The 25,042-nt window shown below is 65.4% G+C and carries 23 protein-coding genes and 1 tRNA gene; 6 read left to right on the top strand and 18 right to left on the bottom strand.

What is annotated here, in order from left to right:
• Nucleotides 1-67 precede the first annotated feature (67 nt).
• Nucleotides 68-847, bottom strand: coding sequence for a lysophospholipid acyltransferase family protein (locus TV39_RS07975; RefSeq protein ID WP_043480408.1), 780 nt, complete (start codon nt 845-847; stop codon nt 68-70).
• Nucleotides 848-958: 111 nt separating this feature from the next.
• On the opposite strand from TV39_RS07975, the gene TV39_RS07970 reads away from it, so the two are divergent.
• The 3 genes from TV39_RS07970 to TV39_RS07960 are packed head-to-tail and all read left to right on the top strand — an operon-like array spanning nt 959 to nt 3,077.
• Nucleotides 959-1,747: an alpha/beta hydrolase gene (locus TV39_RS07970; RefSeq protein ID WP_043480406.1), complete on the top strand. Its 789-nt coding sequence runs from the start codon at nt 959-961 to the stop codon at nt 1,745-1,747.
• Nucleotides 1,744-2,541: an alpha/beta hydrolase gene (locus tag TV39_RS07965; protein ID WP_043480404.1), complete on the top strand. Its 798-nt coding sequence runs from the start codon at nt 1,744-1,746 to the stop codon at nt 2,539-2,541. The genes TV39_RS07970 and TV39_RS07965 overlap by 4 nt, the downstream gene beginning before the upstream one ends.
• Nucleotides 2,538-3,077 carry a hypothetical protein gene (locus TV39_RS07960; RefSeq protein WP_043480402.1) on the top strand — a complete coding sequence of 180 codons (540 nt, stop codon included), beginning with the start codon at nt 2,538-2,540 and terminating at the stop codon, nt 3,075-3,077. The genes TV39_RS07965 and TV39_RS07960 overlap by 4 nt, the downstream gene beginning before the upstream one ends.
• Nucleotides 3,078-3,108: 31 nt before the next feature.
• On the opposite strand, the gene TV39_RS07955 is transcribed toward TV39_RS07960, so the two are convergent.
• Nucleotides 3,109-4,200: an ROK family glucokinase gene (locus TV39_RS07955; RefSeq protein ID WP_043480400.1), complete on the bottom strand. Its 1,092-nt coding sequence runs from the start codon at nt 4,198-4,200 to the stop codon at nt 3,109-3,111.
• Nucleotides 4,201-4,426: 226 nt separating this feature from the next.
• Here TV39_RS07955 and TV39_RS07950 point away from each other — a divergent pair, with 226 nt between their 5' ends.
• A complete protein-coding gene (locus TV39_RS07950; RefSeq protein WP_043480397.1) occupies nt 4,427-6,265 on the top strand; it encodes an AMP-dependent synthetase/ligase in 1,839 nt (612 codons plus the stop codon).
• A gap of 117 nt (nt 6,266-6,382) precedes the next feature.
• On the opposite strand, the gene TV39_RS07945 is transcribed toward TV39_RS07950, so the two are convergent.
• Complete coding sequence (locus TV39_RS07945) at nt 6,383-9,778, bottom strand: pyruvate carboxylase (protein ID WP_043480394.1); 3,396 nt, start codon at nt 9,776-9,778, stop codon at nt 6,383-6,385.
• Between the two features lie 306 nt (nt 9,779-10,084).
• Here TV39_RS07945 and TV39_RS07940 point away from each other — a divergent pair, with 306 nt between their 5' ends.
• Nucleotides 10,085-10,921 carry a ParA family protein gene (locus tag TV39_RS07940; RefSeq protein WP_043480390.1) on the top strand — a complete coding sequence of 279 codons (837 nt, stop codon included), beginning with the start codon at nt 10,085-10,087 and terminating at the stop codon, nt 10,919-10,921.
• A 144-nt stretch (nt 10,922-11,065) separates the two neighbouring features.
• On the opposite strand, the gene TV39_RS07935 is transcribed toward TV39_RS07940, so the two are convergent.
• The 5 genes from TV39_RS07935 to gcvH all read right to left on the bottom strand — a co-directional run bounded on the left by TV39_RS07935 (nt 11,066) and on the right by gcvH (nt 14,145).
• The gene (locus TV39_RS07935) at nt 11,066-11,662 is read right to left on the bottom strand and encodes a MerR family transcriptional regulator (RefSeq protein WP_043480387.1); all 597 of its coding nucleotides are present in this window, start codon (nt 11,660-11,662) and stop codon (nt 11,066-11,068) included.
• Between the two features lie 241 nt (nt 11,663-11,903).
• Complete coding sequence (locus TV39_RS07930; protein ID WP_043480385.1) at nt 11,904-12,407, bottom strand: bifunctional nuclease family protein; 504 nt, start codon at nt 12,405-12,407, stop codon at nt 11,904-11,906.
• Nucleotides 12,407-13,123: a transcriptional regulator FtsR gene (gene ftsR / locus TV39_RS07925; RefSeq protein WP_043430536.1), complete on the bottom strand. Its 717-nt coding sequence runs from the start codon at nt 13,121-13,123 to the stop codon at nt 12,407-12,409. Before ftsR ends, TV39_RS07930 begins: the two co-directional genes overlap by 1 nt.
• A 23-nt stretch (nt 13,124-13,146) precedes the next feature.
• Nucleotides 13,147-13,623: an FHA domain-containing protein gene (locus tag TV39_RS07920; protein WP_011691401.1), complete on the bottom strand. Its 477-nt coding sequence runs from the start codon at nt 13,621-13,623 to the stop codon at nt 13,147-13,149.
• Between the two features lie 135 nt (nt 13,624-13,758).
• A complete protein-coding gene (gcvH, locus tag TV39_RS07915; RefSeq protein WP_043480382.1) occupies nt 13,759-14,145 on the bottom strand; it encodes a glycine cleavage system protein GcvH in 387 nt (128 codons plus the stop codon).
• A gap of 147 nt (nt 14,146-14,292) precedes the next feature.
• Between gcvH and TV39_RS07910 the strand changes: the two genes are divergently transcribed.
• On the top strand, nt 14,293-15,183 hold the full coding sequence (locus tag TV39_RS07910) for an Fpg/Nei family DNA glycosylase (protein ID WP_043480380.1): 891 nt from the start codon (nt 14,293-14,295) through the stop codon (nt 15,181-15,183).
• A gap of 98 nt (nt 15,184-15,281) precedes the next feature.
• On the opposite strand, the gene TV39_RS07905 is transcribed toward TV39_RS07910, so the two are convergent.
• From TV39_RS07905 to TV39_RS07860, 10 genes are all read right to left on the bottom strand, one after another.
• Nucleotides 15,282-15,358, bottom strand: a tRNA-Pro gene (locus tag TV39_RS07905).
• Between the two features lie 150 nt (nt 15,359-15,508).
• Nucleotides 15,509-17,059: a ribosome biogenesis GTPase Der gene (der, locus tag TV39_RS07900; protein WP_043480377.1), complete on the bottom strand. Its 1,551-nt coding sequence runs from the start codon at nt 17,057-17,059 to the stop codon at nt 15,509-15,511.
• A gap of 10 nt (nt 17,060-17,069) precedes the next feature.
• Nucleotides 17,070-17,753, bottom strand: coding sequence for a lysophospholipid acyltransferase family protein (locus TV39_RS07895; RefSeq protein WP_043480836.1), 684 nt, complete (start codon nt 17,751-17,753; stop codon nt 17,070-17,072).
• A gap of 61 nt (nt 17,754-17,814) precedes the next feature.
• Nucleotides 17,815-18,528: a (d)CMP kinase gene (gene cmk, locus TV39_RS07890; protein WP_043480374.1), complete on the bottom strand. Its 714-nt coding sequence runs from the start codon at nt 18,526-18,528 to the stop codon at nt 17,815-17,817.
• Nucleotides 18,528-19,637 carry a prephenate dehydrogenase gene (locus TV39_RS07885; protein WP_043480372.1) on the bottom strand — a complete coding sequence of 370 codons (1,110 nt, stop codon included), beginning with the start codon at nt 19,635-19,637 and terminating at the stop codon, nt 18,528-18,530. Before TV39_RS07885 ends, cmk begins: the two co-directional genes overlap by 1 nt.
• Before the next feature lie 3 nt (nt 19,638-19,640).
• Entirely contained in the window at nt 19,641-20,852 is a 1,212-nt protein-coding gene (locus TV39_RS07880; RefSeq protein ID WP_043480369.1) for a pseudouridine synthase, read from the bottom strand.
• 110 nt (nt 20,853-20,962) lie between these two features.
• Nucleotides 20,963-21,595, bottom strand: coding sequence for an SMC-Scp complex subunit ScpB (gene scpB / locus TV39_RS07875; RefSeq protein WP_043480834.1), 633 nt, complete (start codon nt 21,593-21,595; stop codon nt 20,963-20,965).
• A 47-nt stretch (nt 21,596-21,642) separates the two neighbouring features.
• Nucleotides 21,643-22,461 (bottom strand): segregation and condensation protein A, encoded by an 819-nt coding sequence (locus TV39_RS07870; protein WP_235347324.1) that lies wholly within the window; start codon nt 22,459-22,461, stop codon nt 21,643-21,645.
• An 83-nt stretch (nt 22,462-22,544) separates the two neighbouring features.
• Nucleotides 22,545-23,444, bottom strand: a complete 900-nt coding sequence (locus TV39_RS07865; protein ID WP_043480364.1) for a ParA family protein — start codon at nt 23,442-23,444, stop codon at nt 22,545-22,547.
• Nucleotides 23,445-23,704: 260 nt separating this feature from the next.
• Nucleotides 23,705-25,042, bottom strand: coding sequence for a cation:dicarboxylate symporter family transporter (locus tag TV39_RS07860; protein WP_043480362.1), 1,338 nt, complete (start codon nt 25,040-25,042; stop codon nt 23,705-23,707).

Genomic DNA, 25,042 nt, shown 5'->3' with positions numbered 1-25,042 from the left:
AGTTCCCGTATCCGGGTTTCCGCACCGCAACCGTCATTCGACCCAAACCGCCGTCACAGAACCGGCGTCAGGCCTGGCCCGGCCCTGCGGGACCGCTGCCGCCGCCGGAGCCGTTGGAGCCGTTGGAGCCGTTGGAGCCGTTGGAGCCGTTGGAGCCGTCCGCGGGCTTCCCAGCCAGGCGCAGTTTGACCACCGCCGCGTACTCGTCCACGTACTCCTGCCCGGACAGGCGCATGAGTTCGTACATGATTTCGTCGGTCACGGACCGCTGGATCAGCCGGTCCTCTTCCATGCCGTAGTAGCGGCTGAAGTCCAGCGGTTCACCGAAGATCATGCCGATGCGCCTGATGTTCGGCATCCGCTTTCCGATGGGCTGGACCTTGTCTGTTCCAATCATGGCAACCGGAATCACGGGAACCCTCGCCTGCAGGGCGAGTTTCGCGACACCGACTTTTCCGCGGTACAGCCGCGAATCGGGGCTGCGGGTCCCTTCGGGATAAATGCCCAGCAGCGAACCATGCGACAGGACGTCCATGCCGGCGTTCAGCGATGCCGCCGACGCCGCTCCCCCGGAACGGTCCATGGGCAGCTGGTTTGTCAGCCGAAAGAAGAGTGCAGTCAGCCTGCCTTTGAGGCCCGTGCCGGTGAAGTACTCCGATTTCGCCAGGAAGATCACGGGACGCGGCACCATCAGTGGCATAAAGATGGAGTCGGAGAACGACAAATGGTTGGACGCCAGGATGGCGGCGCCTTCCGCGGGGACGTTGTCGAGCCCCTTGACCCAGGGCCGGAACAGGAGCTTCAGCACCGGTCCCAGAACGAACGTCTTCATGAACCAATAAAACACGTGGTGTACCTCTCCGGAAGGCGTCCGGCCGGCCCTCCGTCGGCTCCGGCCAGCACTTCAATGCAACCCTACTCTAGTGAGATTTGCGGCGAATGGTGACACGATGGGCACATGAGAGAAAGCAGCAAACCGACTGTGCCTGCCGCTTTCAGCTACCCCGGCCATGGACCTAACGCGAGGATCGGCGTTGCCATTTGCCACGGCTTCACGGGCAGTCCGCTCAGCGTCATGCCGTGGGCACTGCACCTCGCCGAGCAGGGTTTCGCCGTCTCCGTCCCGCTCCTGCCCGGACACGGAACGGACTGGCGCGAACTGGCCCGTTCCGGCTGGCGCGAATGGGCCGGCGCGTTCGAGGCCGCCTACCTTGAGCTCGCGGGCCGGACGGACACCTGCTACGTCGCCGGCCTCTCCATGGGAGGCGCCGTCGCCCTGCGCACGGCGTCCCGCCATCCGGTTGCCGGCGTAGCCGTGGTCAATCCCGGGCTCAGCTTCTACGACCGCAGGGTGAGGATCATCGGCATCCTGAAGTACGTCCAGCGGACCACGGTACCGATCGTGGAAGCCAACCCCACCGCGGCCACGACGGAGGACGGCGACTATTCGCGGACGCCGCTCGCCGCTGTCCACCAGTTGAAGAAACTGTTTGCAGCTGCCAGCCGCGGACTGCCGCGGGTAACTGCGCCGGTTTTGGTTTTCAAGTCAGAGACCGACGAGGTGGTGCCGCCGTCGTCCCTTGAGCTGATCAGGCGACGGCTGGGGTCGGCGGAGCTTCGCGTGGTGCCGCTGCCCAGGAGCGGGCACGTGGCCACGCTGGACAACGATGCCCCTGCCATCTTCGAACATTCGGCCGCCTTCTTCCATGAGCACGCGCCCCACCACGTATCCTCGGAGACACCATGAGCATCGCCGCCGACCACAGCCCCTTGAGCAGTCCCTTTACCGGCGTCGGCCCCTCAATCGGCGTTGCCGTCTCACATGGCTTCACCGGAAGCCCGCACGGCGTGCGGGCTTGGGCGCAATCGCTGGCCGACGCCGGATTTGCCGTGCGCATGCCGCTCCTGCCGGGACACGGCACCAGCTGGCAGGAACTCGCCAGGACCCGTTGGCAGCAGTGGTATTCCGCCTACGACAAGGCCTACCTCGAGCTCGAGGCCGAATGCGACCACGTGTTCACGGCAGGACTGTCCATGGGAGGGGCCCTGGCCTTGAGGGTGGCGGCACTGCGTCCGGTGGCGGGCACGATTGTGGTCAATCCCGGCCTGGTCATCGATGATCCCCGCGCGCCGCTTGCCGGCATCCTGAAGCTGGTCCTGAAGAGCACTCCCGCCATTGCCAATGACATCCTCAAACCGGACACTGACGAGGGCGCGTACCCTCGGACACCGGTGGCGGCGGCCCACGAGCTCAACAAGATGTTCAAGGACACCCGGCGGCTGCTGCCCCGGATCACTGCACCCGTCCGCGTGTTCCGCTCCACAGTGGACCATGTGGTGTCCGACTCGAGCATCGTGGCGCTGCGCCGGGGCCTCACCAACGCCGGGCTCCACATGAGCGCCTTGGAAAACAGCTACCATGTAGCCACCTTGGACAACGACGCCGAGGAGATTTTCAGCGGGACCACGGACTTCATCCGCGCCGTGGTTTCGGGAAACGTGGACGCCTTCCCCGCTAGCCCTGAAGGACACGGCCGATGACCAGATCCGACTCCAATTCCTCGGACCAGAGCGCCAACCAGGACGACGCCGTCTGGCTCGACCTTGTCGCCCGCCTCGAGGGCACCGACACTCCGGCTCCCGGAGGGGACGGCATCGGGCCAAGCAAACGGCCGTTCCGTGACTTCGATCCCCTGGGCCTGGCGGGCACAGCTCCGACCGAGCCCCCGGCGTCCGAACGCGGGGCCGCCGTACACGGCCCGCAGCCCGGGACGGACCGCGCAGGCGTGGAAGGAACGGACGCCGGTAGCGGCCCGCGTGACTACGAGGCCGATGATGACGAGCCATTCGTTCCGGAGGAACCGCCGAGCCTGGCCGGTACGGATCCGCTGACCGTTCTGGCCTGGCTGGGAGCCGTGGGCGGGCCAGTCGCGCTGGTGCTGTCCGCAATGTTCTGGAGGTCCGCGCCGCTGATGGCGATTTTGGGTATCGTCGCCGCGTTCGTCGTGTCGGTGATCTACCTGATCATGCAGCTGCCGCAGGAAAAGGACGAGCACGACGACGGAGCCCGGGTTTAGCTTGTTGGGCCGAGGCCCGCTGAATCCGCTGTTAGCCGTGCATCCTGCTGCTGACACGCGACAGGTCTGCGGCCCCGATGAGCCCGGCGTTGGGCCCCAGCGCTGCCAGTGCGATCTCCGCCGCCGGCCGGAACCCGCGCCCGGTCAGGTTGCGGGCAAAGGCCTTCCGCGCCGGGGCAACCAGCAGTTCCCCCGCATCGCACAGGCCTCCGCCGATCACGAACTTTCCAGGGTCCAGCGCGGCAGCCAGGTTGGCCAGCCCCAGGCCCAGCCACTCCCCGACGTCCTCCAGCAGCTCCCGGGAGGTGGGGTCCCCCGCCTTGGCCAGTTCCGTCACAATGGCCCCGGTGATGCGGTCCACGTGACCGTCCACGGCCTTCAGGAGTTCCTGTGCCACGGGCGAATTGGCAGCGGCCAGTTCGCGGGCTTCGCGGCCCAGGGCGTTTCCGGACGCGTACTGTTCCCAGCAGCCGCGGTTTCCACATTCGCAGCGGTGGCCGCCGGGCATGATGATCTGGTGGCCGAATTCACCCGCGACGCCAAAGCGGCCGCGTTCCAGCCGGCCGTCCATCACCATGGCACCGCCGATCCCCGTACCGAGGGTGATGCAGACGAGCCTGCTCTGTCCCTGCCCGGCACCAAAGCGCCATTCCGCCCACGCGGCAGCATCGGCGTCGTTGGTCAGGAGCACCGGACGGCGGAGCAGGCGCTGGAGGTTGTCCCGGAGCGGCTCATTGCGCCAGGCGAGGTGCGGGCTGAACAGCACCGTCCCGCCGTCGAGGTCCATCCACCCGGCCGCGCCGATTCCCACCGACCAGATGCGGTGGCCGCGGCTCAACTCCTCCACGAGTTCCACAATCACCTGTTCGACCGCCCGCGGGTCGTTCCCGGGCGTGGAGCGCCTGGCCTGGCTGAGGATGCGGCCGTCGGCATCGACCACGCCGGCAGCAACCTTCGTGCCTCCGATGTCCACGCCGATCGCCAGCCCTTTGCGCCCCAGCCGGAGATGCTCACGGAAGCTCTGACTGGCGGCCAGCGCATCCTGCCCGGCGGGCTTCCTGCGGCGCCAGGCGGCGGTCCGTCGATAGGGTCTGGGCAGGTCGCCGGGCGAAGGTGTGTGCATGGTTCCCTAGTCTATTGCCCGGCCCCCGTTTTCCGACGGAGCCAGCCCTGCCAGGCAGGGCCCCGGAGACGCCACCGGGGACGGCTCCCGGCGGGCGGGAGTGGCGGGTTTCAGGCACTTAACCGTAAAGTTACTCGCCAGTAGGTGAAACAGGACACACCTCCGCAACGGGCGTACTAGTGTTATCAGTACCCCCTGCGGGTCTATGGATAACAAAGGAGCTATCGTGCGCGAATTCAGTGTTCCGCCCTTGGTGAACGTACCCCCGGAAACCAACATCACCGACCTGGTGTTGCGGCAGGCCGCCAAGGCCTCGAACCCTTCCCTGTTTTCGCGGCTCGATGCCGCCGGACAGTGGCAGGACATTTCTGCCACGGATTTCCTCGCCGACGTCCGCGTCCTGGCCAAGGGACTCATGGCAAGCGGCGTGGCCGCCGGAGACCGTGTCGGCATCATGTCCCGCACCCGCTACGAGTGGGCGCTGGTGGACTTTGCCATCTGGTTCGCGGGCGGCATCTCCGTTCCCATTTACGAAACGTCCTCCCCCAGCCAGGTTGCCTGGAACCTGGGCGACTCCGGTGCCGTCGCCGCCTTTGGCGAGTCGGCGCACCACGAGGACGTCATCCGGCAGGCAGCCACGTCCGAGGGACTTTCCTCCCTCGCCCACGTCTGGCAGCTTGAGGGTGCCGGGCTGGACGAGCTGCGCTCCGCGGGGACCGCGGTCAGCGACGAGGACTTGGAAGCCCGCCGGAGCCTGGCTTCCCTGGCCGACGTCGCGACGATCATCTACACCTCAGGCACCACCGGAAGGCCCAAGGGCTGCGAACTGACGCACGGCAACTTCGTGGAGCTGTCCGAGAACGCCCTCGCCACGTCGTTGTCAGGCATAGTCCACGAGCAGGCGCGGACCATCATGTTCCTGCCGCTGGCCCACGTGTTCGCACGGTTTATCTCCGTCCTGGCCGTGGCAGCCGGCGTCACCGTGGCGCACACCCCCGACATCAAGCACCTCCTGCCGGATCTGCAGAGCTACAAGCCCACGTTCATCCTCGCCGTGCCGCGCGTATTCGAAAAGGTCTACAACTCCGCGCTGACAAAGGCCGAGGACGGCGGCAAGGGTGCTATCTTCCACAAGGCCGCAGACACCGCCATCGCCTACTCGCGGGCCCGGCAGGCCGGTTCCATCGGGTTCGGCCTCAAAGTCCGCCACGCGCTGTTCGACAAGCTCGTCTACAGCAAGCTTCGCGCGGCCATGGGCGGCCAGGTGGCCCACGCAGTGTCCGGCGGCGGTCCGCTGGGAGAACGCCTGGGGCACTTCTTCCAGGGCATCGGCATGCAGATCCTCGAAGGCTACGGCCTGACCGAAACCACTGCGCCGATCACCGTCAATACTCCGTCGCTCATCAGGATCGGGACGGTGGGCGCTCCCCTGCCGGGAAATGCAGTGAAAATAGCAGACGACGGCGAGATCCTCGCCAAGGGCGTCTGCGTGATGCGCGGCTACTACAAGCGCGACGACCTCGCCGCCGACACCTTCGTGGACGGCTGGTTCCGCACAGGCGACATCGGTCAAATGGATGCAGACGGCTTCCTGACCATCACGGGCCGCAAGAAGGAAATCATCGTGACAGCCAGCGGCAAGAACGTGGTGCCCGCCCTGCTGGAAGACCAGATCCGTGCCGACGCCCTCGTCTCACAGGTCCTGGTGGTGGGAGACAACATGCCGTTCATCGGCGCCTTGGTCACCCTCGATGAGGAAGCCCTGCCGGGTTGGCTGCAGCGTCACGGCCTGCCGGCCGGCACCACCGTTGCGGAGGCGGCCGGCAATCCGGTGGTGAAGGCAGCCGTCCAGGACCTGATTACCCGCGCCAACCAGTCCGTGTCCCAGGCGGAGGCCATCAAGTCGTTCCGGATCGTGCCGTCCGATTTCACCGAGGCATCCGGTCACCTCACCCCGTCCATGAAGGTCAAGCGGGCCCAGGTGATGAAGGACTTCGAATCGGTCATCGGCGAAATGTATGCTGCACCGCGCCCGGCACGCACGGAGCCGTCCGGACAGCACTAGCGCTGGTCCGTCCCGGCGGTTGCCGGACTGGTTGATTTACGGCATTGATTGTTAAACGGAAGGGCCTCCCGGCGAATGCCGGGAGGCCCTTCCGTTGTGTCTGACTTGATGTGCGTGTTACTCGACGACGAGCAGCAGGTCTCCGCCCTGTACCTGTTCCACGGCGCCGACTGCGAGGCGCGAAACGGTGCCGGCCACCGGCGTCGTGATGGAGGCCTCCATCTTCATGGCCTCGATGGTGGCAACGGTGTCGCCTGCGTTGACGGCGTCGCCCACCTTGACCGTGAGGGTCACAGCACCGGCGAACGGTGCGGCAACGTGGCCCGGCTGGCTGGCATCCGCTTTTTCGGCTGCCTTGACATTGCTGACCACGGAGCGGTCGCGGACCACAACGGGCCTGGACTGTCCGTTGAGCGTGCACATGACGGTGCGCATGCCCTTCTCGTCCGGCTCCGATACGGCTTCGAGGGAGGCGATCAGCCGTACGCCCTTCTCGAGTTCGATCTCGTGCTCGGCTCCGCGCTGGAGGCCGAAGAGGTAGTCACGGGTGTCCAGGACGGAGAGGTTGCCGTAGGTCTCCACGCTCTTCTGGTAGTCCTTGGTGGGGCCCTCGAAAAGCAGGCGGTTGAGGGTCTGCTGGCGGGTCTTGGAGTCGCCCTTCAACGCTGCACTGTCCTCGGCGCTCAGCTCGGCGTCCCGTACCTTGATGCTGCGGCCCTGGAGGGCTTTGGTGCGGAACGGCTCCGGCCAGCCTCCGGGAGGGTCGCCCAGTTCGCCGGAGAGGAAGCCGATGACGGAGTCCGGAATGTCGTAATTCTGCGGGTTTTCGTTGAAGTCCGCAGGATCGGCATTGAGGCCAACGAGATGCAGGGCAAGGTCGCCCACCACCTTCGAGGACGGGGTGACTTTCACGAGCCGGCCCAGGATGCGGTCGGCTGCGGTGTACATGTCCTCGATGGCCTCGAACCGTTCGCCGAGGCCGAGGGCCATGGCCTGCTGCCGCAGGTTGGAGAGCTGGCCGCCCGGGATCTCGTGCTGGTAGACACGGCCGGTGGGGCCTGGCAGGCCTGACTCGAACGGAGCGTAGACGCGCCGCACGGCCTCCCAGTAGGGTTCCAGTGAGCTGACCTTGGCCAGGCCCAGGCCGGTGTCGCGCGGCGTGTGGGCCAGGGCGGCAACCAGGGCGGAGGCCGAGGGCTGGCTGGTGGTGCCGGCCAGCGAAGCCGACGCGACGTCCACTGCGTCCACTCCCGCGTCCACGGCTGCCAGGAGCGTGGCCAGCTGCCCGCCTGCGGTGTCGTGGGTGTGCAGGTGGACCGGGAGGTCAAAGCGTTCCCGCAAGGCCGCCACAAGCTTCGCAGCGGCGGCCGGACGCAGCAGCCCGGCCATGTCCTTGATGGCGAGGATGTGGGCGCCGGCGTCGACGATCTTCTGCGCCAGCTCGAGGTAGTAGTCCAGCGTGTAGAGCTTTTCGTCCGGATCGAGCATGTCGCCCGTGTAGCAGAGGGCAACTTCCGCGACGGCGGTGCCGGTGGCCCGGACAGCCCGGATGGCCGGAGCCATCTGGTTGACGTCGTTAAGGGCGTCGAAGATCCGGAAGATGTCGATGCCGGTTGCTGCGGCCTCGTTGACGAATGCCTCGGTGACTTCCTCGGGGTAAGGGGTGTAGCCCACGGTGTTGCGCCCGCGGAGCAGCATCTGCAGGCAGATGTTCGGCAGTGCTTTGCGCAGCGCGGCCAGCCTGTCCCACGGATCCTCGCCGAGGAACCTCAGGGCGACGTCGTACGTGGCACCGCCCCAGGCCTCCACGGACAGCAGTTCGGGAAGCAGTGAGGACACGGCAGGGCCGGCCGCCACGAGGTCGCGGGTACGGACCCGGGTGGCAAGCAGTGACTGGTGGGCGTCACGGAAGGTGGTGTCGGTGACGGCGACGGCCTGCTGCTCGCGCAGGGCCTTGGCAAATCCCTCGGGACCCAGCTCGACCAGGCGCTGGCGCGAACCCCTGGGGGCGGGGGTGTCCCCGACGGCGGGCAGCTTGGCTGCGGGGTCCGAGTGGACCGTGAGGTCGCCATTGGGCTTGTTGACGGTGACCTCTGCCAGCCAGGTCAGAAGCTTGGTGCCGCGGTCCGCGGAAACGCGGGCCTTGAGCAGCTCAGGGCGCTCATCGATGAAGCTGGTGGCCACATCGCCGGCAATGAAGTCCTTATCGTCCAGGACAGCCTGGAGGAAGGAGATGTTGGTGGATACGCCGCGGATGCGGAATTCAGCCAAGGCACGCCGCGCCCTGGCCACGGCTGCAGGGTAGTCGCGGCCGCGGCAGGTCAGCTTGACCAGCATGGAGTCGAAGTGCGGGCTGATCTCGGCACCCGAGTAGACGGTGCCGCCGTCGAGCCGTACGCCGGCACCGCCGGCGGAACGGTAACCGGTGATCTTCCCGACGTCGGGCCGGAAGCCGTTGGCCGGATCCTCGGTGGTGATGCGGCACTGCAGTGCGGCGCCCTTGAGCTGGACGGTGTCCTGCGACAGGCCAAGATCAGCGAGCGTCTCGCCGGACGCGATGCGCAGCTGGGCCTGGACCAGGTCCACGTCGGTGACTTCCTCGGTGACCGTGTGCTCCACCTGGATGCGCGGGTTCATCTCGATGAACACGTGCTGGCCGGCGCGTTCCCCGACGGTGTCCACGAGGAACTCCACGGTACCGGCGTTGACGTAATTGAGCGCCTTGGCGAACTTCACCGCATCGCGGTAGAGCGCCTGGCGGATCCCTTCATCCAGGTTCGGGGCCGGAGCGATCTCCACCACCTTCTGGTGGCGGCGCTGGATGGAGCAATCGCGTTCGAAGAGGTGCATGATGTTGCCCTCGGCATCGGCCAGGATCTGGACCTCAATGTGGCGGGGGCGGAGAACGGCCTGTTCCAGGAACATGGTGGGATCACCGAATGCGGCGTCGGCCTCGCGCATGGCAGCCTGCAGCGCCTCGGGAAGAGCCTCGCGGGTGTCCACGCGGCGCATGCCGCGACCTCCGCCGCCGGCTACGGCCTTGGCGAAAATGGGAAAGCCGATTTCATCCGCGGCCGCGATCAGCTCGTCCAGGTCCTTTGAAGGCTGGCTGGACTTAAGGACGGGAACGCCGGCGGCGCGCGCCGCTTCGAGGGCGGCGACCTTGTTTCCGGCCAGTTCAAGGACCTCCGCCGGCGGGCCGACAAAGGTGATACCGGCCTCTTTGGCAGCCCGGGCCAGCCGCGGGTTCTCGGAAAGGAAGCCATAGCCGGGGTAAATGGCGTCGGCGCCGGACTCCTTGGCCACGCGGACCACTTCGTCAACGTCCAGGTACGCGCGGACAGGGTGGCCCTCTTCACCGATCAGGTACGCTTCATCAGCCTTCTGGCGGTGGATGGAGTTACGGTCCTCGTTGGGGAACACGGCTACAGTCTTGGCGCCCAGCTCGTAGCCGGCACGGAAGGCGCGGATCGCGATTTCGCCGCGGTTAGCCACCAGAATTTTGGAAAACATACTTCTCCTGCATCATTGCGGGTGTATCGATAAGTGGTCACAGTGTGTAAGACGGGCGCGTGGAAACACAAATCATTGTGTCGACCATCACAAGATTATCCGTCATCTCAGCGGGATTAGGCAGGGCCAACCGGCGGGGACCCTGACGGCAGCGTGGGATGCGCCGCACACACGCCTGATGAAACGGGATCCGACACCGCGGCAACATATGATGGTTCGGGGGTGCTTACGCGCGCCCTCCGCTCCGGGGAGCCGGAGCCGGCACTACCCCACCACGGCAACCGGCGTTAGGTATTGGTTTTTCAAGTGCAAGTAGTCAGCATCAGCAGCCTCAAAGGCGGGGTCGGCAAAACTTCCGTCACCACCGGATTGGCATCTGCGGCCCTGGCCGCCGGCATCCCCACCCTCGTGGTGGACCTCGATCCGCATGCGGATGCCAGCACGGCACTCGGTGTCCAGCCGGACGACCAGCTGGACATCGGCCGGATGCTCAAGAGTCCGCGCCGCGCCAAGCTTGCGGAGAACGTGGTCACCAGCGGGTGGGTGGCCCGGGAAAACTACAACGGAGCCCGGCCCGCCGTGCTGGACGTTGCTGTGGGCTCCGCATATACCGGCATTTACGACCGACCGGACCTGGGCCGCAGGGATCTGCGCAGGCTCTCGACGGTTCTGGCCGGCACGGACAAGTACCAGCTGATCCTTGTTGACTGCCCGCCCTCGCTGAACGGGTTGACCCGGATGGCATGGTCCGCAAGCGACAAAGTGGCCCTCGTTGCCGAGCCCGGGTTGTTTTCAGTGGCCGGAACGGAGCGCACCATGCGCGCCATCCAGCTGTTCCGCCAGGAGTTCGCACCCAGCCTCTCCCCTGCAGGCATTATTGCCAACCGCGTACGCTCGGGTTCGTCCGAGCACGCCTTCCGCCTCGCCGAGATGCAGTCGATGTTCGGCGAACTGCTGCTGACCCCGCACATCCCGGAACAGGCAAACTGGCAGCAAATCCAGGGTGCGGCGCATTCCGTGCACCACTGGCCGGGCGATTCCGCCAAGAACGCGGCCAGCCTCTTCAACACGCTCCTCGACAACCTCCTGGCCTCCAACGGCGCGGATTCCGCCGGGGCCCTCCGCGAACGCAGCCTTCGGTAGCGGATACCCCAGGGACGCCGTCGAAGGCAGCACCCGGACTCACCCGGTACAAGAACTCAACAGAAAGGCCGCCTTCCATCCGGAAGGCGGCCTTTCTGTTGCTTGCGGGTCCGCTAAGGCACGGTGTCAGGCGCACTTGCGGTTTTAGCCGGTCTTGCGGGCGGCCCTGCGCTTGCTGAGCTCGTCATCCGGAAAGGACTGCTCGACGGCGTGCTCGCTGGGAAGCGCCGCGAGGCTCCCTTCCACTTCGCGCCATACCCGGCCGACTGCAATGCCGAAAACGCCCTGGCCGCCCTGGACCAGGTCAATGACCTCATCCGCAGACGTGCACTCGTAGACGCTCGCGCCGTCACTCATGAGGGTAATCTGCGCCAGGTCCTCGACGCCGCGTTCGCGCAAGTGCTCCACGGCGGACCGGATCTGCTGCAGTGAGACTCCTGTATCCAGCAGTCGCTTGACTACCTTCAGCACCAGGATGTCGCGGAAGCCGTAGAGACGCTGGGAACCGGAACCTGCAGCGCCCCGGACGGCGGGCTCAACCAGGCCGGTGCGTGCCCAGTAGTCCAGCTGGCGGTAGGTGATCCCTGCGGCCTTGCAGGCGGTCGGTCCGCGGTAACCCGCGTCTTCGTCCAGGACGGGGAGGTCTTCCGTGAAGAGGAGGCCCTGAGCACCGCTCGCGGGCAGGGCAACGCCTGTCGTTGAAGCCTGCTTTAGCTCGCCCGCTTCGCCTTTCGGACTCACGTGGACCCTCCTCGTCTTATGCTCCCCTAAGGAAGTCGCAGCAACAGCGATCGCGGATCTGAAATTCATCCGTGTAATTCAGCCGTGGCTGCACATTCCAGTGTGACTTGCGCGGCTGTTGTATGCAATGGGAACTTGATAACTTCGACGTTAGGCCCGCCACGCCCCAAGGTCAAAGACGTTGGCCCCATTTCAGGGGCGTGTCGAAACTTTCAGCCTCAACTTTAACCTTAACGTGATCTCAGCCGTCGAAGTCTTCCGGTTCCACGTCGTCCAGGAACTCCCTGAACCGCCGCAGTTCGCGCTCTTCGTCCACGGTGGGACCAGGCTCGGTGTCTTCACCCTCGTCATGCTCCGTGATCCTGACCCCGGCCTCATCCATGACGGAGTCGGCGCACCAGATGCGGCACTTGGCCCGCAACGCCAGGGCAAGGGCATCCGAGGCCCTGGAACTGACGGTGGTGCCGTTTTCGAACTGAAGCTGTCCGTAGAAGATATTGTCTTCGACGGCGACGATGTTCACACTGACAATGGAGTGGCCCAGCGACTCGACAACATCGATCAGGAGATCGTGCGTCATGGGCCGCGGTGGCACCACACCCTGCTGGGCCAACGCAATGGCGCTGGCTTCCGGGGTGCCAATCCAGATAGGCACGTGCCTTTCCCCGTGGATCTCCCGCAGCAGCACCAGCGGCTGGTTAGAAGGCAGTTCGATCCTCACACCCACGATCTCGACTTCAATCATCAGATATCCATTCGCGATATACGGTCCTGCACCAGGGCACGGTGCAGCGTCAGGCAGAGATCACTGATTTCCCGGGCTGCCTCGGCAGCACGGGCATGGGAAGCTGCGTCCTTGCGGGAGGTCAGCGGCGCAACGGCACGCTCCACCAGCCCGAACTCCCGCTCCGCGGCGGCCTGGAACGGCCGCAGGTGCCGGGGTTCGAGGCCGTGGCTTTCCAGCTGCACGCAGGCGCGGGCCACCTGCAGGGCGTGTTCATCGAACTTCCCGTTGACGTGGCCGATCAGGCCGAATTCGAGGAGGGACCGCAGCAGCGGCACGCTGGCGCCGGACTCGGCGCGCAGCTGGTCCTCGCTCAGCCTGCGTACTTTGTTCTGCAGCTCGGTGGCGAGTTCGTCAGACACGATCCGAGGAGACACTGTGACGCCGGGCGGCAGGTTCTCCGGGCGTTCACCACGGTCAATGGCGTCGAGGTAATCCTTGATGACCTTCAGCGGGAGATACTGGTCCCGCTGAAGGGCCAGCACAAACCGGAGCCGCTCAACGTCCGTGTCTGCATACTGCCGGTAGCCGGCGGGGGTGCGTTGCGGGTTGATCAGGCCTTTTTCTTCAAGGAACCTGATTTTGGACGCGGTCATGCCGGGAAAGTCGTCGCTCAGCTGCGCGAGTACTTCCCCGATGTTCAGGACCTGGGGTCCGCGCCGTTCCGGTTGTGCCAGTGCCACAGGCAACTACCCCGGGATCAGACGTTGCCTGCTGCGCGGGCAGGGCTGAGGTAGAAAGTGAGCCGGAACTTGCCGATCTGGACTTCATTTCCTGATTTGAGTTCCACGCTGTCCACGCGGTCATGGTTGACGTAGGTGCCGTTGAGGCTGCCCGTATCAACCACTTCGAAGCTTCGTGCCGTGCGGCGGAATTCGACGTGGCGGCGGGACACCGTGACGTCGTCAAGGAAGATGTCCGCGTCCGGGTGCCGCCCGGCAGTGGTGACGTCGGAGTCCAGCAGGAAGCGGGCACCGGTGTTGGGGCCGCTATGGGCGACCAGGAGCGCTGAGCCGTAAGGAAGGGCTTCCACTGCGACCCGCTCCTCCGGAGAGAGCTTGGGCGCGATGATCGGCTCGTCACGGATTGGCGTGAGGTGGATCGAGGTGGTCTCCGAAGCCTTCACTCCGCCCGTGCCGTAATCACCACCGCTGTGGCTATTTTCGTGACCAACCATGGATTCCTCCTCTTCCGTTGCAGATGTCCCCCTGCAAACAACGCGTGCCCTCCGGAAAAGCCTGGCAGATCCGGTCCTACGGCGTGTTGTCCGGCTGTTAATCCCTCAACAGCCGGACCTCCATGCCGGTTATCTTTAGCCTACCTGTTGTTCGTACTCCGATGCACTGAGCAGGGACTCCACCGCGTCGGCCTCAGCCAGCTTGACCTCAATCAGCCAGCCCTCGCCGTAAGGATCGCTGTTGATTAGCGCGGAGTCGGTGTCCAGGGCCTCGTTCCTGGCGACGACTTCCCCGCTCACGGGAGCATAGATGTCGCTGACGCTCTTGGTGGACTCAACCTCGCCCACAACTTCGTTGGCCGTCACTTTGGTGCCGACTTCGGGCATCTGCGCGTACACGACGTCACCCAGTGCGTCCTGGGCAAAATCAGTGATGCCCACCCGCACCACGCCGTCAGCGCTCGGGGCGGAAACCCACTCGTGTTCGGCAGTGTAGGACAGGTCTTCGGGAATGTTGCTCATCAGGGGCCTTTCATCGGGTCAACCAGGAATGTTGGTCAATCAGCAATGTCAACGGAGGTCTGCAGAACAAGCCGCCGCTGAAAGTATATGCATATCAACTGCCCCGGCAGGGAGGCCTCCGTCGGGCCCTTGTGGCACAGTAGTGGCATGCCAGAACTTCCCGAAGTGGCCGGGCTGAGCGCTTTCCTGGGCGCCCGGCTTCGTGGAGCCGTGCTGACGAAAATCCAGATCGTGTCCTTCGCCGCCCTCAAGACCGCGGACCCGCCGTATACAGCGCTGGAAGGCCGCACCATTTCCGATGTCCAGCGCCGGGGAAAGTTCATCATCCTGGATGCGGACGGAATCTATCTCGCCTTCCACCTGGCCAAGGCGGGGTGGCTGCGGTACACCGAATCGCCGTCGAACGCCGTCCTGGCGCGGGGCAAGGGGTATATTGCCGCGAGGCTGGAGTTTGCCAGGAGCGGACCCGAACCCGACGGCGGAGAATCCCATCTGGGGATCGACCTCACCGAGGCAGGTACCAGGAAAAGCCTGGCCCTCTACGTGGTCCGGGATCCGGAGCAGATCCCCGGCGTCGCGACGTTGGGCCCTGATCCGTTGAGCGACACGTTCGGACTTAATGAGTTCGCCGGAATTCTTTCCTCAAGCAGCCAGCAAATTAAGGGACTGTTACGGAACCAGGGGGTGATCGCCGGGATCGGCAACGCCTACAGCGACGAAATCCTCCACGCGGCCCGGATTTCACCCTTCGCCATCGCAAAGTCGTTGGACGCGGAGGCAGTCCGCGTCCTTTACGACTCTGTCCACGACATTCTAGGTGCCGCCGTGGCAGAGGCCGTGGGAAAGGCGCCGAATGAGCTGAAGGACGCGAAACGGAGCACCATGCGCGTCCACGGCCGGACCGGCCAGGCCTGCCCCGTCTGCGGAGACACGGTCCGGGAAGTGTCGTTTGCCGACAGGGCGCTGCAATACTGCCCGCGCTGCCAGACAGGCGGCAAGATCCTCGCGGACCGGAGGACGTCCAAGTTCCTCAAGTAGGGCGCAGGGAACAGTGCACCCGGCCGCGGCCCGAAGGAATGAAAAACAAAAAACCGCGCCGCTCCGGGATAACTCCCGGAGCGGCGCGGTTTTGTTGCTGGTCGGGCTGACAGGATTTGAACCTGCGACCCCTTGACCCCCAGTCAAGTGCGCTACCAAGCTGCGCTACAGCCCGTTAGTTCCGCCGTTCTCCGCCTCGGTTTTCCTCCTGGGTTGCCCCGGGATTTTTACCTCAGCAGTCCGGCCGAACCACCTCCAAAAGCTTACACGATTCCGGAGGGTGCCTGTGACACTTTGCGGGTGACACGGGCGAGGTGTGTCGTAATTAACGCTTCTTGCCACGCTTTTCGCGGACACGCATGTTGACCTCGATCGGCGTTCCCTCGAAACCGAAGGTCTCGCGAAGACGCCGGGTGATAAAGCGGCGGTATCCCGGATCCAGGAAACCGGTGGTGAACAGGACGAACTTCGGCGGACGGCTGGACGCCTGGGTGCCGAAAAGGATGCGGGGCTGCTTGCCGCCGCGGACCGGGTGCGGGTGCGCAGCCACCAGTTCGCCGAGGAAGGCGTTCAGGCGTCCGGTGGGGATTCGCTTGTCCCAGCTTTCCAGTGCAGTGTCCAGTGCAGGAACCAGTCGGTCCTTGTGCCAGCCGGTCAGGGCCGAAATGTTGACCCGCGGCGCCCAGGCGACGTGGGCCAGGTCCTGCTCGATTTCGCGCTCAAGGTAGGTGCGGCGTTCGTCGTCCAGCAGGTCCCATTTGTTGAACGCAAGGACAAGTGCCCGGCCGGATTCGATGGCCAGCTGCAGGATGCGGACATCCTGTTCACTGAGCACCTCGTCCACGGCGAGGAGCACGACGGCGACCTCCGCCTTTTCGAGGGCGCTCTGCGTACGCAGTGAGGCGTAGAAGTCTGCGCCCTGCGCCATGTGCTGGCGTCGGCGGATGCCGGCGGTATCGACGAAGCGCCACGTGCGTCCGCCGAGTTCGATGAACTCATCGACGGGGTCGCGCGTGGTGCCGGCGGTGTTGTCCACGACAACGCGTTCGGAACCGGCGAGCTTGTTCAGCAGCGAGGACTTGCCCACGTTGGGTCGCCCGATCAGGGCGATGCGGCGCGGGCCGCCGGAGCGCTCCAGTCCTTCGATGGTCGAGTACTCGGGCAGAGTGTCCATGACGTGGTCGAGGAGGTCGGCGACACCCCGGCCGTGCAGTGCCGATACCGGGTACGGTTCGCCGAAGCCGAGGCCCCAGAGCGTTGCCGAGTCGGCTTCCTGCGCAAAGTCATCCACTTTGTTGGCCACCATGATGACCGGCTTCTTGGATTTCCGGAGCATCTTCACGACGGCTTCGTCCGTGGCGGTCGCGCCTACGGCGGAGTCCACGACGAACAGCACGGCGTCGGCGAGTTCCACAGCCATCTCGGCCTGTTCGGCCACGCGGGCGTGGATGCCGCGGGCATCGTGCTCCCAGCCGCCGGTGTCGACAACCGTGAAGTTCCGGCCGTTCCAGGTGGCCGAGTACATCACACGGTCACGCGTGACACCCGGAGTGTCCTCCACCACGGCTTCGCGGCGGCCCAGGATACGGTTCACCAGCGTGGACTTGCCCACGTTCGGCCGGCCGATGATGGCCAGGACCGGATCGAGCTTGACCGGACCGTCGAAGTCCTGGTCGTCGTAATGACCGCTCAGGAGGGCGGCGTCTTCTTCGTCGAGTTCGTAATCGTCCAGGCCGGCCCGGAGGGAGGCGGCGCGAAGCTCGGCCTCGTCATCGTCCAGGGCAGCAAGATGCTCCGCCACCTGGTCCGTGCCGGTGGGCGTGTATTCGTCTTCGCCGGCGCCAAATTTGCCGGAGGTTTGAGTCGTATCGCTCATTGCACTTTCCTTAGTGGTGATCTGCCGGCGTCCCGGCTACTTCTTCATGACGTTCTTGCGGGGAATCCGCGCCGGGCAAAGGCTGCCCGCTGAGTTGAATCGCTTGCTGGACATGCCGTGCCAGTGCAGCGCGGATCTCGTTTCCCGCCCTGTCCATTGAAACACGCCCTGTGTCGCCGGGCCTGCGCCCTACAGCCAGGGGCTTGCCGAAGCTGACGTGCAGCCTCCGGCCCGGCCGCGGAACGGCGTCGACGTGTTCGCCGCCGATCCTGGTGCCCAGGATGGCGACGGGAACCACGGACGCGCCGGAGTTCAGCGCGAGCCAGGCCACCCCGTTATTTATGCTGGAGGCTTCGCCGCTCCCCCGGGTTCCTTCAGGAAGGATGCCCACGCACCTGCCTGCGTCGAGCGCGCTCTTGCTTAGCTGCAGCGCAGCACGGTCGCCTGAACGGTCCACCGGAAGCTGGCCCGAGGCCGTGAGGACGCGCCCGAGGAACCCCTTGAACATTTCCTTCTTGACGAGGATGTGCATGGGGCGCGGTGATGCGCCGAACATCACGGGCCCGTCCAGGAAACTGATGTGGTTGCCGGCGAAGATCACAGGCCCAACTGCCGGAACGTTGTCCCGTCCGTGGACTGTTGTCCGGTAGACGACGTGGTCCAGCATCCAGCCGACCGGGCGGCTCCAGGCCATGGTCCACGCACCGGGCAGGGCGCCGCCCGCTGCGGGCGGGCCCGGACGCCGGCCGCCGGCGTCAGTCACGGTTGAGGACCTTGTTGACGATGCCCAGGGCCGCGTCAACGGTGCCGTCGAAGTCCAGATCCGAGGAATCCAGGGTGACAACGCCGTCGGCCGCCGTGGTGAAATTGACCACCGTGGAGTCCTTGGCGTCGCGCTGGGTGACCTGGGCCGCCAGCTGTTCGGCACTCTGCGTGCCGCCCAGTTGGACGCCCCGGCGGCGAAGCCGGGCCTCCTCGCTGGCGGTCAGCAGCATGCGGACTTCGGCGCCGGGCGCCACAACGGTGGTGATGTCCCGTCCTTCCACCACGATGCGGCGGTGGTGGACCTCGATCAGCTCACGTTGCCGGCGGACCAGTTCCTTCCGTGCGCCGAGGGTGGTGGCGATGGCACTGACGGCCGAGGAGATGGCCGGTTCCCGGATGGCCTGGGTGACGTCGACGCCGCCGACCCGTACGTATTCTTCGTTCGGGGTGGTGCTGACGACCAGCGGCAGGTCCTCGGAGGCCTGCTCGATGGCGGCGGCGTCGCCCAGGTCGATACCCCTGTCCAGGCAGTACCAGGTGAGCGCCCGGTACATGGCGCCGGTGTCCAGGTAGGCCAGGCGGAGGCGTCGCGCCACTTCCCTGCTCACACTGGATTTTCCGGATCCCGAAGGGCCGTCGATGGCCACCACCAGCGGCCTGCCCTGGCGAAGCATGGGCACGGTTTCGATGAGTTCCTGTGTCATTACTGCAGTACCCGCCATCCACGGTCGTTGAGAGCTTCGATGAGCAGATCATGTTTGTTGGGCAAAACGGACAGTTCCACCATTCCTACATTCTGCCCGGAGGAGTGATCCAGCCGCAGGTCTTCAAGGTTGACCCCGATTTCGCCGATCTCCGTCAGGAGGCGGGCAATCTGGCCCGGCCGGTCGTCCACCAGGACGGTCAACCAGGAATAGGCCTGCGGAGGTCCGCCGTGCTTGCCCGGAATACGGGCCTGCCCGGCGTTGCCCTCGCTGATCAGCTGTGCCAGGTCGAGGCGGGCGCCGGGGGCCGTAGGATCTTCGAGGGTACCGATCAGCCGGTTGAGGTCCTCCCGGACCCCGTGCAGGATTTCGACCACTGGGCCGGCATTCGCGCCGAGGATCTGAACCCACAGCGTGGGGTCGCTGGCAGCAATGCGGGTGACGTCGCGCAGGCCGTTTCCGGCCAGGGACAGGGCGTGGAGGGGCGTGCCCTGCAGCCGGCTGGCCACCAGCGAAGACATCACCTGGGGAAGATGCGACACAAGCGCCACGGCGTGGTCATGTTCTTCGGCACCGAACTGCACCACCACTGCGCCGAGGTCGGTTGCCAGGGCACGGGCGGCCTGCAATGCACCGGGCGAGGTTTCCCCGGAAGGGCAAACCACCCACGGCATGGAGGTAAACAGCTCACCGCGGGCCGCCACCGGCCCGGACTTCTCCCGGCCGGCCATCGGATGCGTCCCCACGTAGCGGGATAGATCCACACCCCGCCCGCGGAGGTCGGCCAGGATGCCCGCCTTCACACTGGCGATGTCCACCACTGTTGCGCCGGGGTAATCAGCCAGTGAGCGTTCCACCACGTCCGCCGTGACATCCGGCGGCGCGGCCACCACAACGAGTTCGGGCTGCTCGTCGCCAAGGCGCGACAACGGAAGGCCTGCCCCGATATCGACAGCGACTGCCTGGTTGGTGGGCGACGGGTCGGACAGGAACACGGATACTCCGCGGCCACGGAGCCCCAGGCCGATGCTGGTTCCCAGCAGCCCCGTGCCAATAACCACCACAGGTCCGTTCAGGTGCCCGCGGCCGTGGGTGCGGAAGGCAGACATGCGCTACAGCCCTACGGATGCCAGCAGGTGGCCGACTTCCTGCTTGCCGAGGTTGCGGATACTGCCCTGGCGCTGGTCTCCCAGGCCAATGGGACCCACCTTGACGCGCACGAGCCGGAGCACGGGGAAGCCGACGGCGTCAAAGAGACGGCGCACGATGCGGTTCTTGCCGGAGTGCAGCACGACCTCGATCAGCACGTGGCCCGGAGTGGAGTCCACCAGCTTGAACGAGTCCACCGACGCGAACCCGTCCTCGAGTTCAACGCCGGCCTTCAGCTGCGCGCCGATTCCCTGCGGGAAGGGGCCCCGGACCTGGACCAGGTACGTCTTGGGTACCTCGTAGGACGGGTGCGTCAAACGGTTGGCGAGTTCGCCGTCGTTGGTCAACAGCAGCAGCCCCTCGGTGGCGACGTCGAGCCGTCCCACGTGGAAGAGGCGTTCGCCGTGGGTGTTGCGGACGAAGTCGCTGATGCACGGACGGCCGTCCGGGTCCTCCATGGTGGACACAACGCCCTTGGGCTTGTTGAACACCATGTAGACCATGTTTTCGTCCAGCTGGATGCGCAGGCCGTCGACGTGGATCACTGCCGTTTTCGGGTCGACGCGGACGCCGAGTTCAGTGACCACCTTGCCGTCCACTTCGACGCGGCCTTCGGAGATCATTTCCTCGCACACGCGCCGTGAAGCGACGCCGGCGGAGGCCATGACTTTCTGCAGGCGGACGCCGTCGGCGTCGTGCATTTCGGACTGCGGAACATCGCCGCGGGGTCCGCGCTTGCGCGAAGGCTTGCGGACGGCGCCGAGGTTCTGTCCGAACCGTTCGCCGCCGAAGGCGCGCGTGCCGAATGTCTTGGCTGCAGCGGACCGCGGCTTGGGCTTCAGTGCGCCGGGAGTGCCGGGCACCTTGCCGGCGCCGGGCTTGCGCGAACCGGGCTTCCGGGCGGCAGGTTTGCCCTGTTTCCAGTCGCCGGCCGCCGGGCGGTCTGCCGGTGCGCCGGCCGGACCCTGCAGGTCCGGATCGACGAATGCCTCTTCGCGGGGCTTGGGGCGCTTGAAGGGGCGGTCGCCGCCTCCCTTGTAGCCTGCGCCGCCGGCACGGCCGGCACCGCCCTGCACCGGATTGCGTCCGGCCCTTTTCTGTCCCGCTTTGCTCTGTTCGGCGCTGTTGCGTCCCGAACTGTTACGTGGTGAACCCTGGCGTCCCGCCTGTGTCATGACCCGTCCTTCGTTATGTTGGCCGGCGATGGTTGTCTCCCGACAACACTAGCCAGCCGGGCGAATTTAGTCCGCCCTGGTGGATACTCGTGCGCAGGCATGGATACTGCCTACATTCTTCCGGCGTCGTAGAACTCTTCGATGCCTTCAAGCCCTGGAAGATGGGGTGAAAGCTGCGGCAACTCAGCCACCGAGCCGATTCCCATGCGTTCCAGGAAATACGACGTCGTGCGGTAGAGGACGGCTCCGGATTCGGGATCGGTCCCCGAGTCTTCAATCAGTCCCCGCTGCATCAGCGTCCGCACGACAGAGTCAACATTAACTCCTCGAATTGCAGACACCCTGGCCCTTGAGACGGGCTGGCGGTAAGCGATGACGGCGAGCGTTTCCAGCGCCGCCTGCGTCAGCCTGGCTGTCTGTCCTTCCAGAACGAACCCGCCTACGACGTCGGCGAAATCCGCACGGGAATAGATGCGCCAGCCTCCGGCGATATTCCGCAATTCAAAACCCCGGGGTCTGGATTTGTGGCCAACAGTGTTGATAACAGTGGCAACGTCCGAGTCCGGGGCATTAACAGTATAGCCGTTATACTCACGCTGAAGTTCCGCGAGGAGCTGCTCCACGGCGTCAACCGTGAGATTGAGCCCGGCGGCCAGTTCGACGGCGGTGGCCGGCTGGTCAATGACCATCAGCACCGCCTCGATGGCGGCACGTGCGCCGCCGGGAAGTTCGGCGACGTTCAAGCCGCTGTCAGCTTCCCCGGCGGTTGCGGGATCCGGGGCGTTGGCGCTCACGGCTGCTCCTCGTATTCCTCGGTGAGATTTTCGCTGCTCCAGTCATCGCGTCCCGCCGTCCAGTGGACCGTCAGGTCGCCCAGCGGGAGGAGCTGGTCGAACGCTACCGCCTTGTCCCTGAACATTTCCAGGAGTGCCAGGAACCGGGCCACCACAACCAGCGTCGACTCGGCGTCCGCGATCAGTGCCCGGAAGGACAACGGCCGTCCTGCCTGGAGCATCAGTCCCAGGATTTCAGCCTGTTCCTTCACGCTGACGGCACTCCCGTGCAGGTGCGCCAGTCCAACCTCGCTCGGGGCTGCTTCCTTGGGCTTCAGCGCGGCTTCCGCCAGGGCGGCGAACTGCCCGGGCGTGTGCCGCCACACGAGTTCCGGAAGCAGCGCCGCGAAGTGCTCTTCAAGGGCAACCTGGCGGGGAAAACTGCGGGCTTCGAGTTCAAGCGTGGAGTTGATCAGTCCGGCCACCTGTTTGAAGGCCTTGTACTGGAGCAGGCGGGCGAAGAGGAGGTCACGTGCTTCGAGCAAGGCGACATCTTCGTCGTCCTCGACTTCCCCTGCCGGCAGGAGCCGGGCGGCCTTGAGGTCGAGGAGCGTAGCTGCGATGACCAGGAACTCACTGGCCTCGTCAAGCGCCCACTCCTCGCCCAGCTGCTGGAGGTTCCTGATGTACTTGATGAATTCGTCGGTCACCGTGGCCAGGGCCACCTCGGTGATGTCCAGCTGGTGTTTGCTGATCAGGCCGAGCAGCAGGTCAAAGGGGCCGGTGAAGTTGACGAGCCGGACTTCGAAGCCGGGTTTTTTCCCGGACCCGGCCAGCGGGTCGGCTGCCGGGAGTTCCGCCGGGTCCGCGTGCGGGCCCGCGGGTGCGAGCGGGGTGCCTGCCAGTGCCACGACCTTGGCTAGGGCGCGCCGCCGCGCGAAATCAGTTCCTTGGCCAGGCGCCGGTACGCGTCGGCACCGATGTGGTTGGCGGCGTAGCTGGTGATTGGTTCCGCGGCCACTGTGGCATCGGCAAACTTGATGGAGCGCTTGATGACAGTCTCGAAGACCTTGTCCCCGAAGGCTTCCACCAACCTGCTGATGACTTCCCGGCTGTGCAGCGTGCGGGCATCGTACATCGTGGCCAGCACGCCGTCCACCTGGAGCCTGGGGTTCAGCCGGTCCTGGACCTTGTCGATGGTTTCCACCAGCAGCGCCACGGCACGGAGTGCAAAGAATTCGCAGATCAGCGGGATGATGACGCCGTGCGCCGCGGTGAGGGCGTTGACCGTCAGCAGGCCAAGCGACGGCTGGCAGTCAATCAGGACGACGTCGTATTCGTCCTCAACCTTCTTCAGGGCGCGGTCCAGCACTTGTTCACGCGCCACTTCATTGACAAGCTGCACTTCCGCGGCAGAAAGGTCGATGTTCGCGGGCAGCAGGTCGACGTTTTCGACGCCGGTGTGCTGGATGGCGTCCCGGATGTCCACTTTGCGGTCCATCAGGACGTTGTAGACCGTCAGGTCCAGTTCGTGCGGATTGGTCCCAAGGCCTGCGGACAGCGCGCCTTGGGGGTCGAAGTCCACCAGCAGGACACGGCGGCCGTATTCGGCGAGCGCGGCGGCCAGATTAATGGTGGAGGTCGTCTTGCCGACGCCGCCCTTCTGGTTCACCATGGCGATCACACGGGCGGGGCCATGGGACGAGAGCGGCGCAGGCTCGGGAAATTCGCGGTAGGGGCGACCGGTAGGACCCATGACGGCGTCTTCCAGGTCGAGTTCGGTGCCTTCCAGAGTTGCTGAACCCTGTTCGCTGCTCACGTATCTATCCACACTTTCGATGACGTTGATGTCCTGCCGCTGAGTGTTCAGCGCCTATGGTTCTTCCCACCAAGGTTACAGCGCCGCATCCGCGATTCAACGGAACTTGACACGCGCCCTTGCCTGAGCCTTGACCTTCTGGTAAAGGTCGAAGGTTGGTGGGCCCGGCGCAAAAAGACCGCCCGTGCAGGATGATCCTGCACGGGCGGTTCAGTTGTTGGCTTGGGCCGTTGGTTCGGTCCGGCCGTTCAGGGGGCAGTTCAGGCGCGGGCCGGAGCCGGTGCCGCAACTTCCTGTTCGGTGTGGTGGCCGGCGATCATGGTCTGCTCGTCGAAGGGCTCTTCGCCGGACAGGACACGCTCCACCTGGCCGCCGTCGATTTCCTTGACCCAGGTGCCGATCAGGACCGTGGCCACGGCGTTCCCCGTGAAGTTGGTCAGGGCGCGGGCCTCGGACATAAACCGGTCGATGCCGACGATCATGCCGACGCCGCCAAGCAGCTCGGGCTTGTGGGCCTGCAGGCCTGCAGCCAGGGTGGCCAGGCCGGCGCCGGTGACGCCTGCTGCACCCTTGGAAGCGATGATCATGAAGATCAGCAGGGAAATCTGCGCGCCAAGGTCCAGCGGGGTGCCCATGGCGTTCGCCACGAACAGGGATGCCATGGTCAGGTAGATGGCGGTGCCGTCAAGGTTGAAGGAGTATCCGGTGGGAACCGTCACGCCCACGACCGGCTTGGACACACCGAGGTGTTCCATCTTGGCGATGAGGCGCGGCAGGGCGGCTTCGGAGGAGGACGTGGAGAAGATCAGCAGGTATTCCCGGGCCAGGTACTTCATGAGGCGGAAGATGTTGACGCCGGCCACGACCTGCAGGAGGCCGCCGAGGATGACGACGATGAACAGTGCGCAGGTGATGTAGAACGCCAGCATCAGGGTGAACATGCTCACGATCGCCTGGAAGCCGGTGGCGCCGACAACTGCGGCGATGGCACCGAAGGCACCAACCGGCGCCAGCCACATGACCATGATGAGGATGCGGAAGACAAGCGCCTGGCCGTGGCCGATGGCCTTGAGGATGGGGGCACCCTGGGGGCCCATTTTCTGCAGTGCGAAGCCGACGAGGATCGCGGCCAGCAGGGTGGGCAGCACCGGAATGTCGCCCGGGATGATGCCCAGCAGGAAGTCAACCGTGCTGTCGGTGGCGGCCTTCTTATTGGGATCGTACGGCGTCAGCTTGAGGCCTTCGCCGGGGTGGATGAGGTTGCCCACCACGAGGCCGATGGCCAGCGCGAAGGTGGACATGACGATGAAGTAGCCCAGCGCCAGGCCGCCCACCTTGCCGACAGTGGCAGCCTTCGCTATGGAGCCGATGCCCAGGACGATGGTGCAGAAGATCACCGGAGCGATCATCATCTTGATCAGCTTGATGAAGCCGTCGCCCAGCGGTTTGAGTGATTTGCCGACTTCCGGGAACATGAGGCCGATCACTGCGCCGAGGATCACGGCAACGATGACGGCAATGTAGAGGTAGTGCGACTTGTCGAGTCCTTTGCGCTTTGCCTTGACAGGCGCAGCTGACTCTCCTCGTTGAGAAGCCAT

It is taken from the genome of Arthrobacter sp. SPG23, assembly GCF_000876655.1.
Lineage (GTDB): Bacteria > Actinomycetota > Actinomycetes > Actinomycetales > Micrococcaceae > Arthrobacter.
Note: the sequence above shows the minus strand (reverse complement) of the source record. Positions and strands in the feature narration are given on the sequence as shown.

Excerpts from the sequence above, each read along its gene's own strand:
- TV39_RS07970 (WP_043480406.1), top strand. The coding sequence starts at position 959 with ATGAGAGAAAGCAGCAAACCGACTGTGCCTGCCGCTTTCAGCTACCCC.
- TV39_RS07965 (WP_043480404.1), top strand. The coding sequence starts at position 1,744 with ATGAGCATCGCCGCCGACCACAGCCCCTTGAGCAGTCCCTTTACCGGC.
- TV39_RS07960 (WP_043480402.1), top strand. The coding sequence starts at position 2,538 with ATGACCAGATCCGACTCCAATTCCTCGGACCAGAGCGCCAACCAGGAC.
- TV39_RS07955 (WP_043480400.1), bottom strand. The coding sequence starts at position 4,200 with ATGCACACACCTTCGCCCGGCGACCTGCCCAGACCCTATCGACGGACC.
- TV39_RS07945 (WP_043480394.1), bottom strand. The coding sequence starts at position 9,778 with ATGTTTTCCAAAATTCTGGTGGCTAACCGCGGCGAAATCGCGATCCGC.
- TV39_RS07930 (WP_043480385.1), bottom strand. The coding sequence starts at position 12,407 with ATGATTGAAGTCGAGATCGTGGGTGTGAGGATCGAACTGCCTTCTAAC.
- TV39_RS07920 (WP_011691401.1), bottom strand. The coding sequence starts at position 13,623 with ATGGTTGGTCACGAAAATAGCCACAGCGGTGGTGATTACGGCACGGGC.
- gcvH (WP_043480382.1), bottom strand. The coding sequence starts at position 14,145 with ATGAGCAACATTCCCGAAGACCTGTCCTACACTGCCGAACACGAGTGG.
- TV39_RS07910 (WP_043480380.1), top strand. The coding sequence starts at position 14,293 with ATGCCAGAACTTCCCGAAGTGGCCGGGCTGAGCGCTTTCCTGGGCGCC.
- der (WP_043480377.1), bottom strand. The coding sequence starts at position 17,059 with ATGAGCGATACGACTCAAACCTCCGGCAAATTTGGCGCCGGCGAAGAC.
- TV39_RS07895 (WP_043480836.1), bottom strand. The coding sequence starts at position 17,753 with ATGGCCTGGAGCCGCCCGGTCGGCTGGATGCTGGACCACGTCGTCTAC.
- cmk (WP_043480374.1), bottom strand. The coding sequence starts at position 18,528 with ATGACACAGGAACTCATCGAAACCGTGCCCATGCTTCGCCAGGGCAGG.
- TV39_RS07885 (WP_043480372.1), bottom strand. The coding sequence starts at position 19,637 with ATGTCTGCCTTCCGCACCCACGGCCGCGGGCACCTGAACGGACCTGTG.
- TV39_RS07880 (WP_043480369.1), bottom strand. The coding sequence starts at position 20,852 with ATGACACAGGCGGGACGCCAGGGTTCACCACGTAACAGTTCGGGACGC.
- TV39_RS07860 (WP_043480362.1), bottom strand. The coding sequence starts at position 25,042 with ATGGCTTCTCAACGAGGAGAGTCAGCTGCGCCTGTCAAGGCAAAGCGC.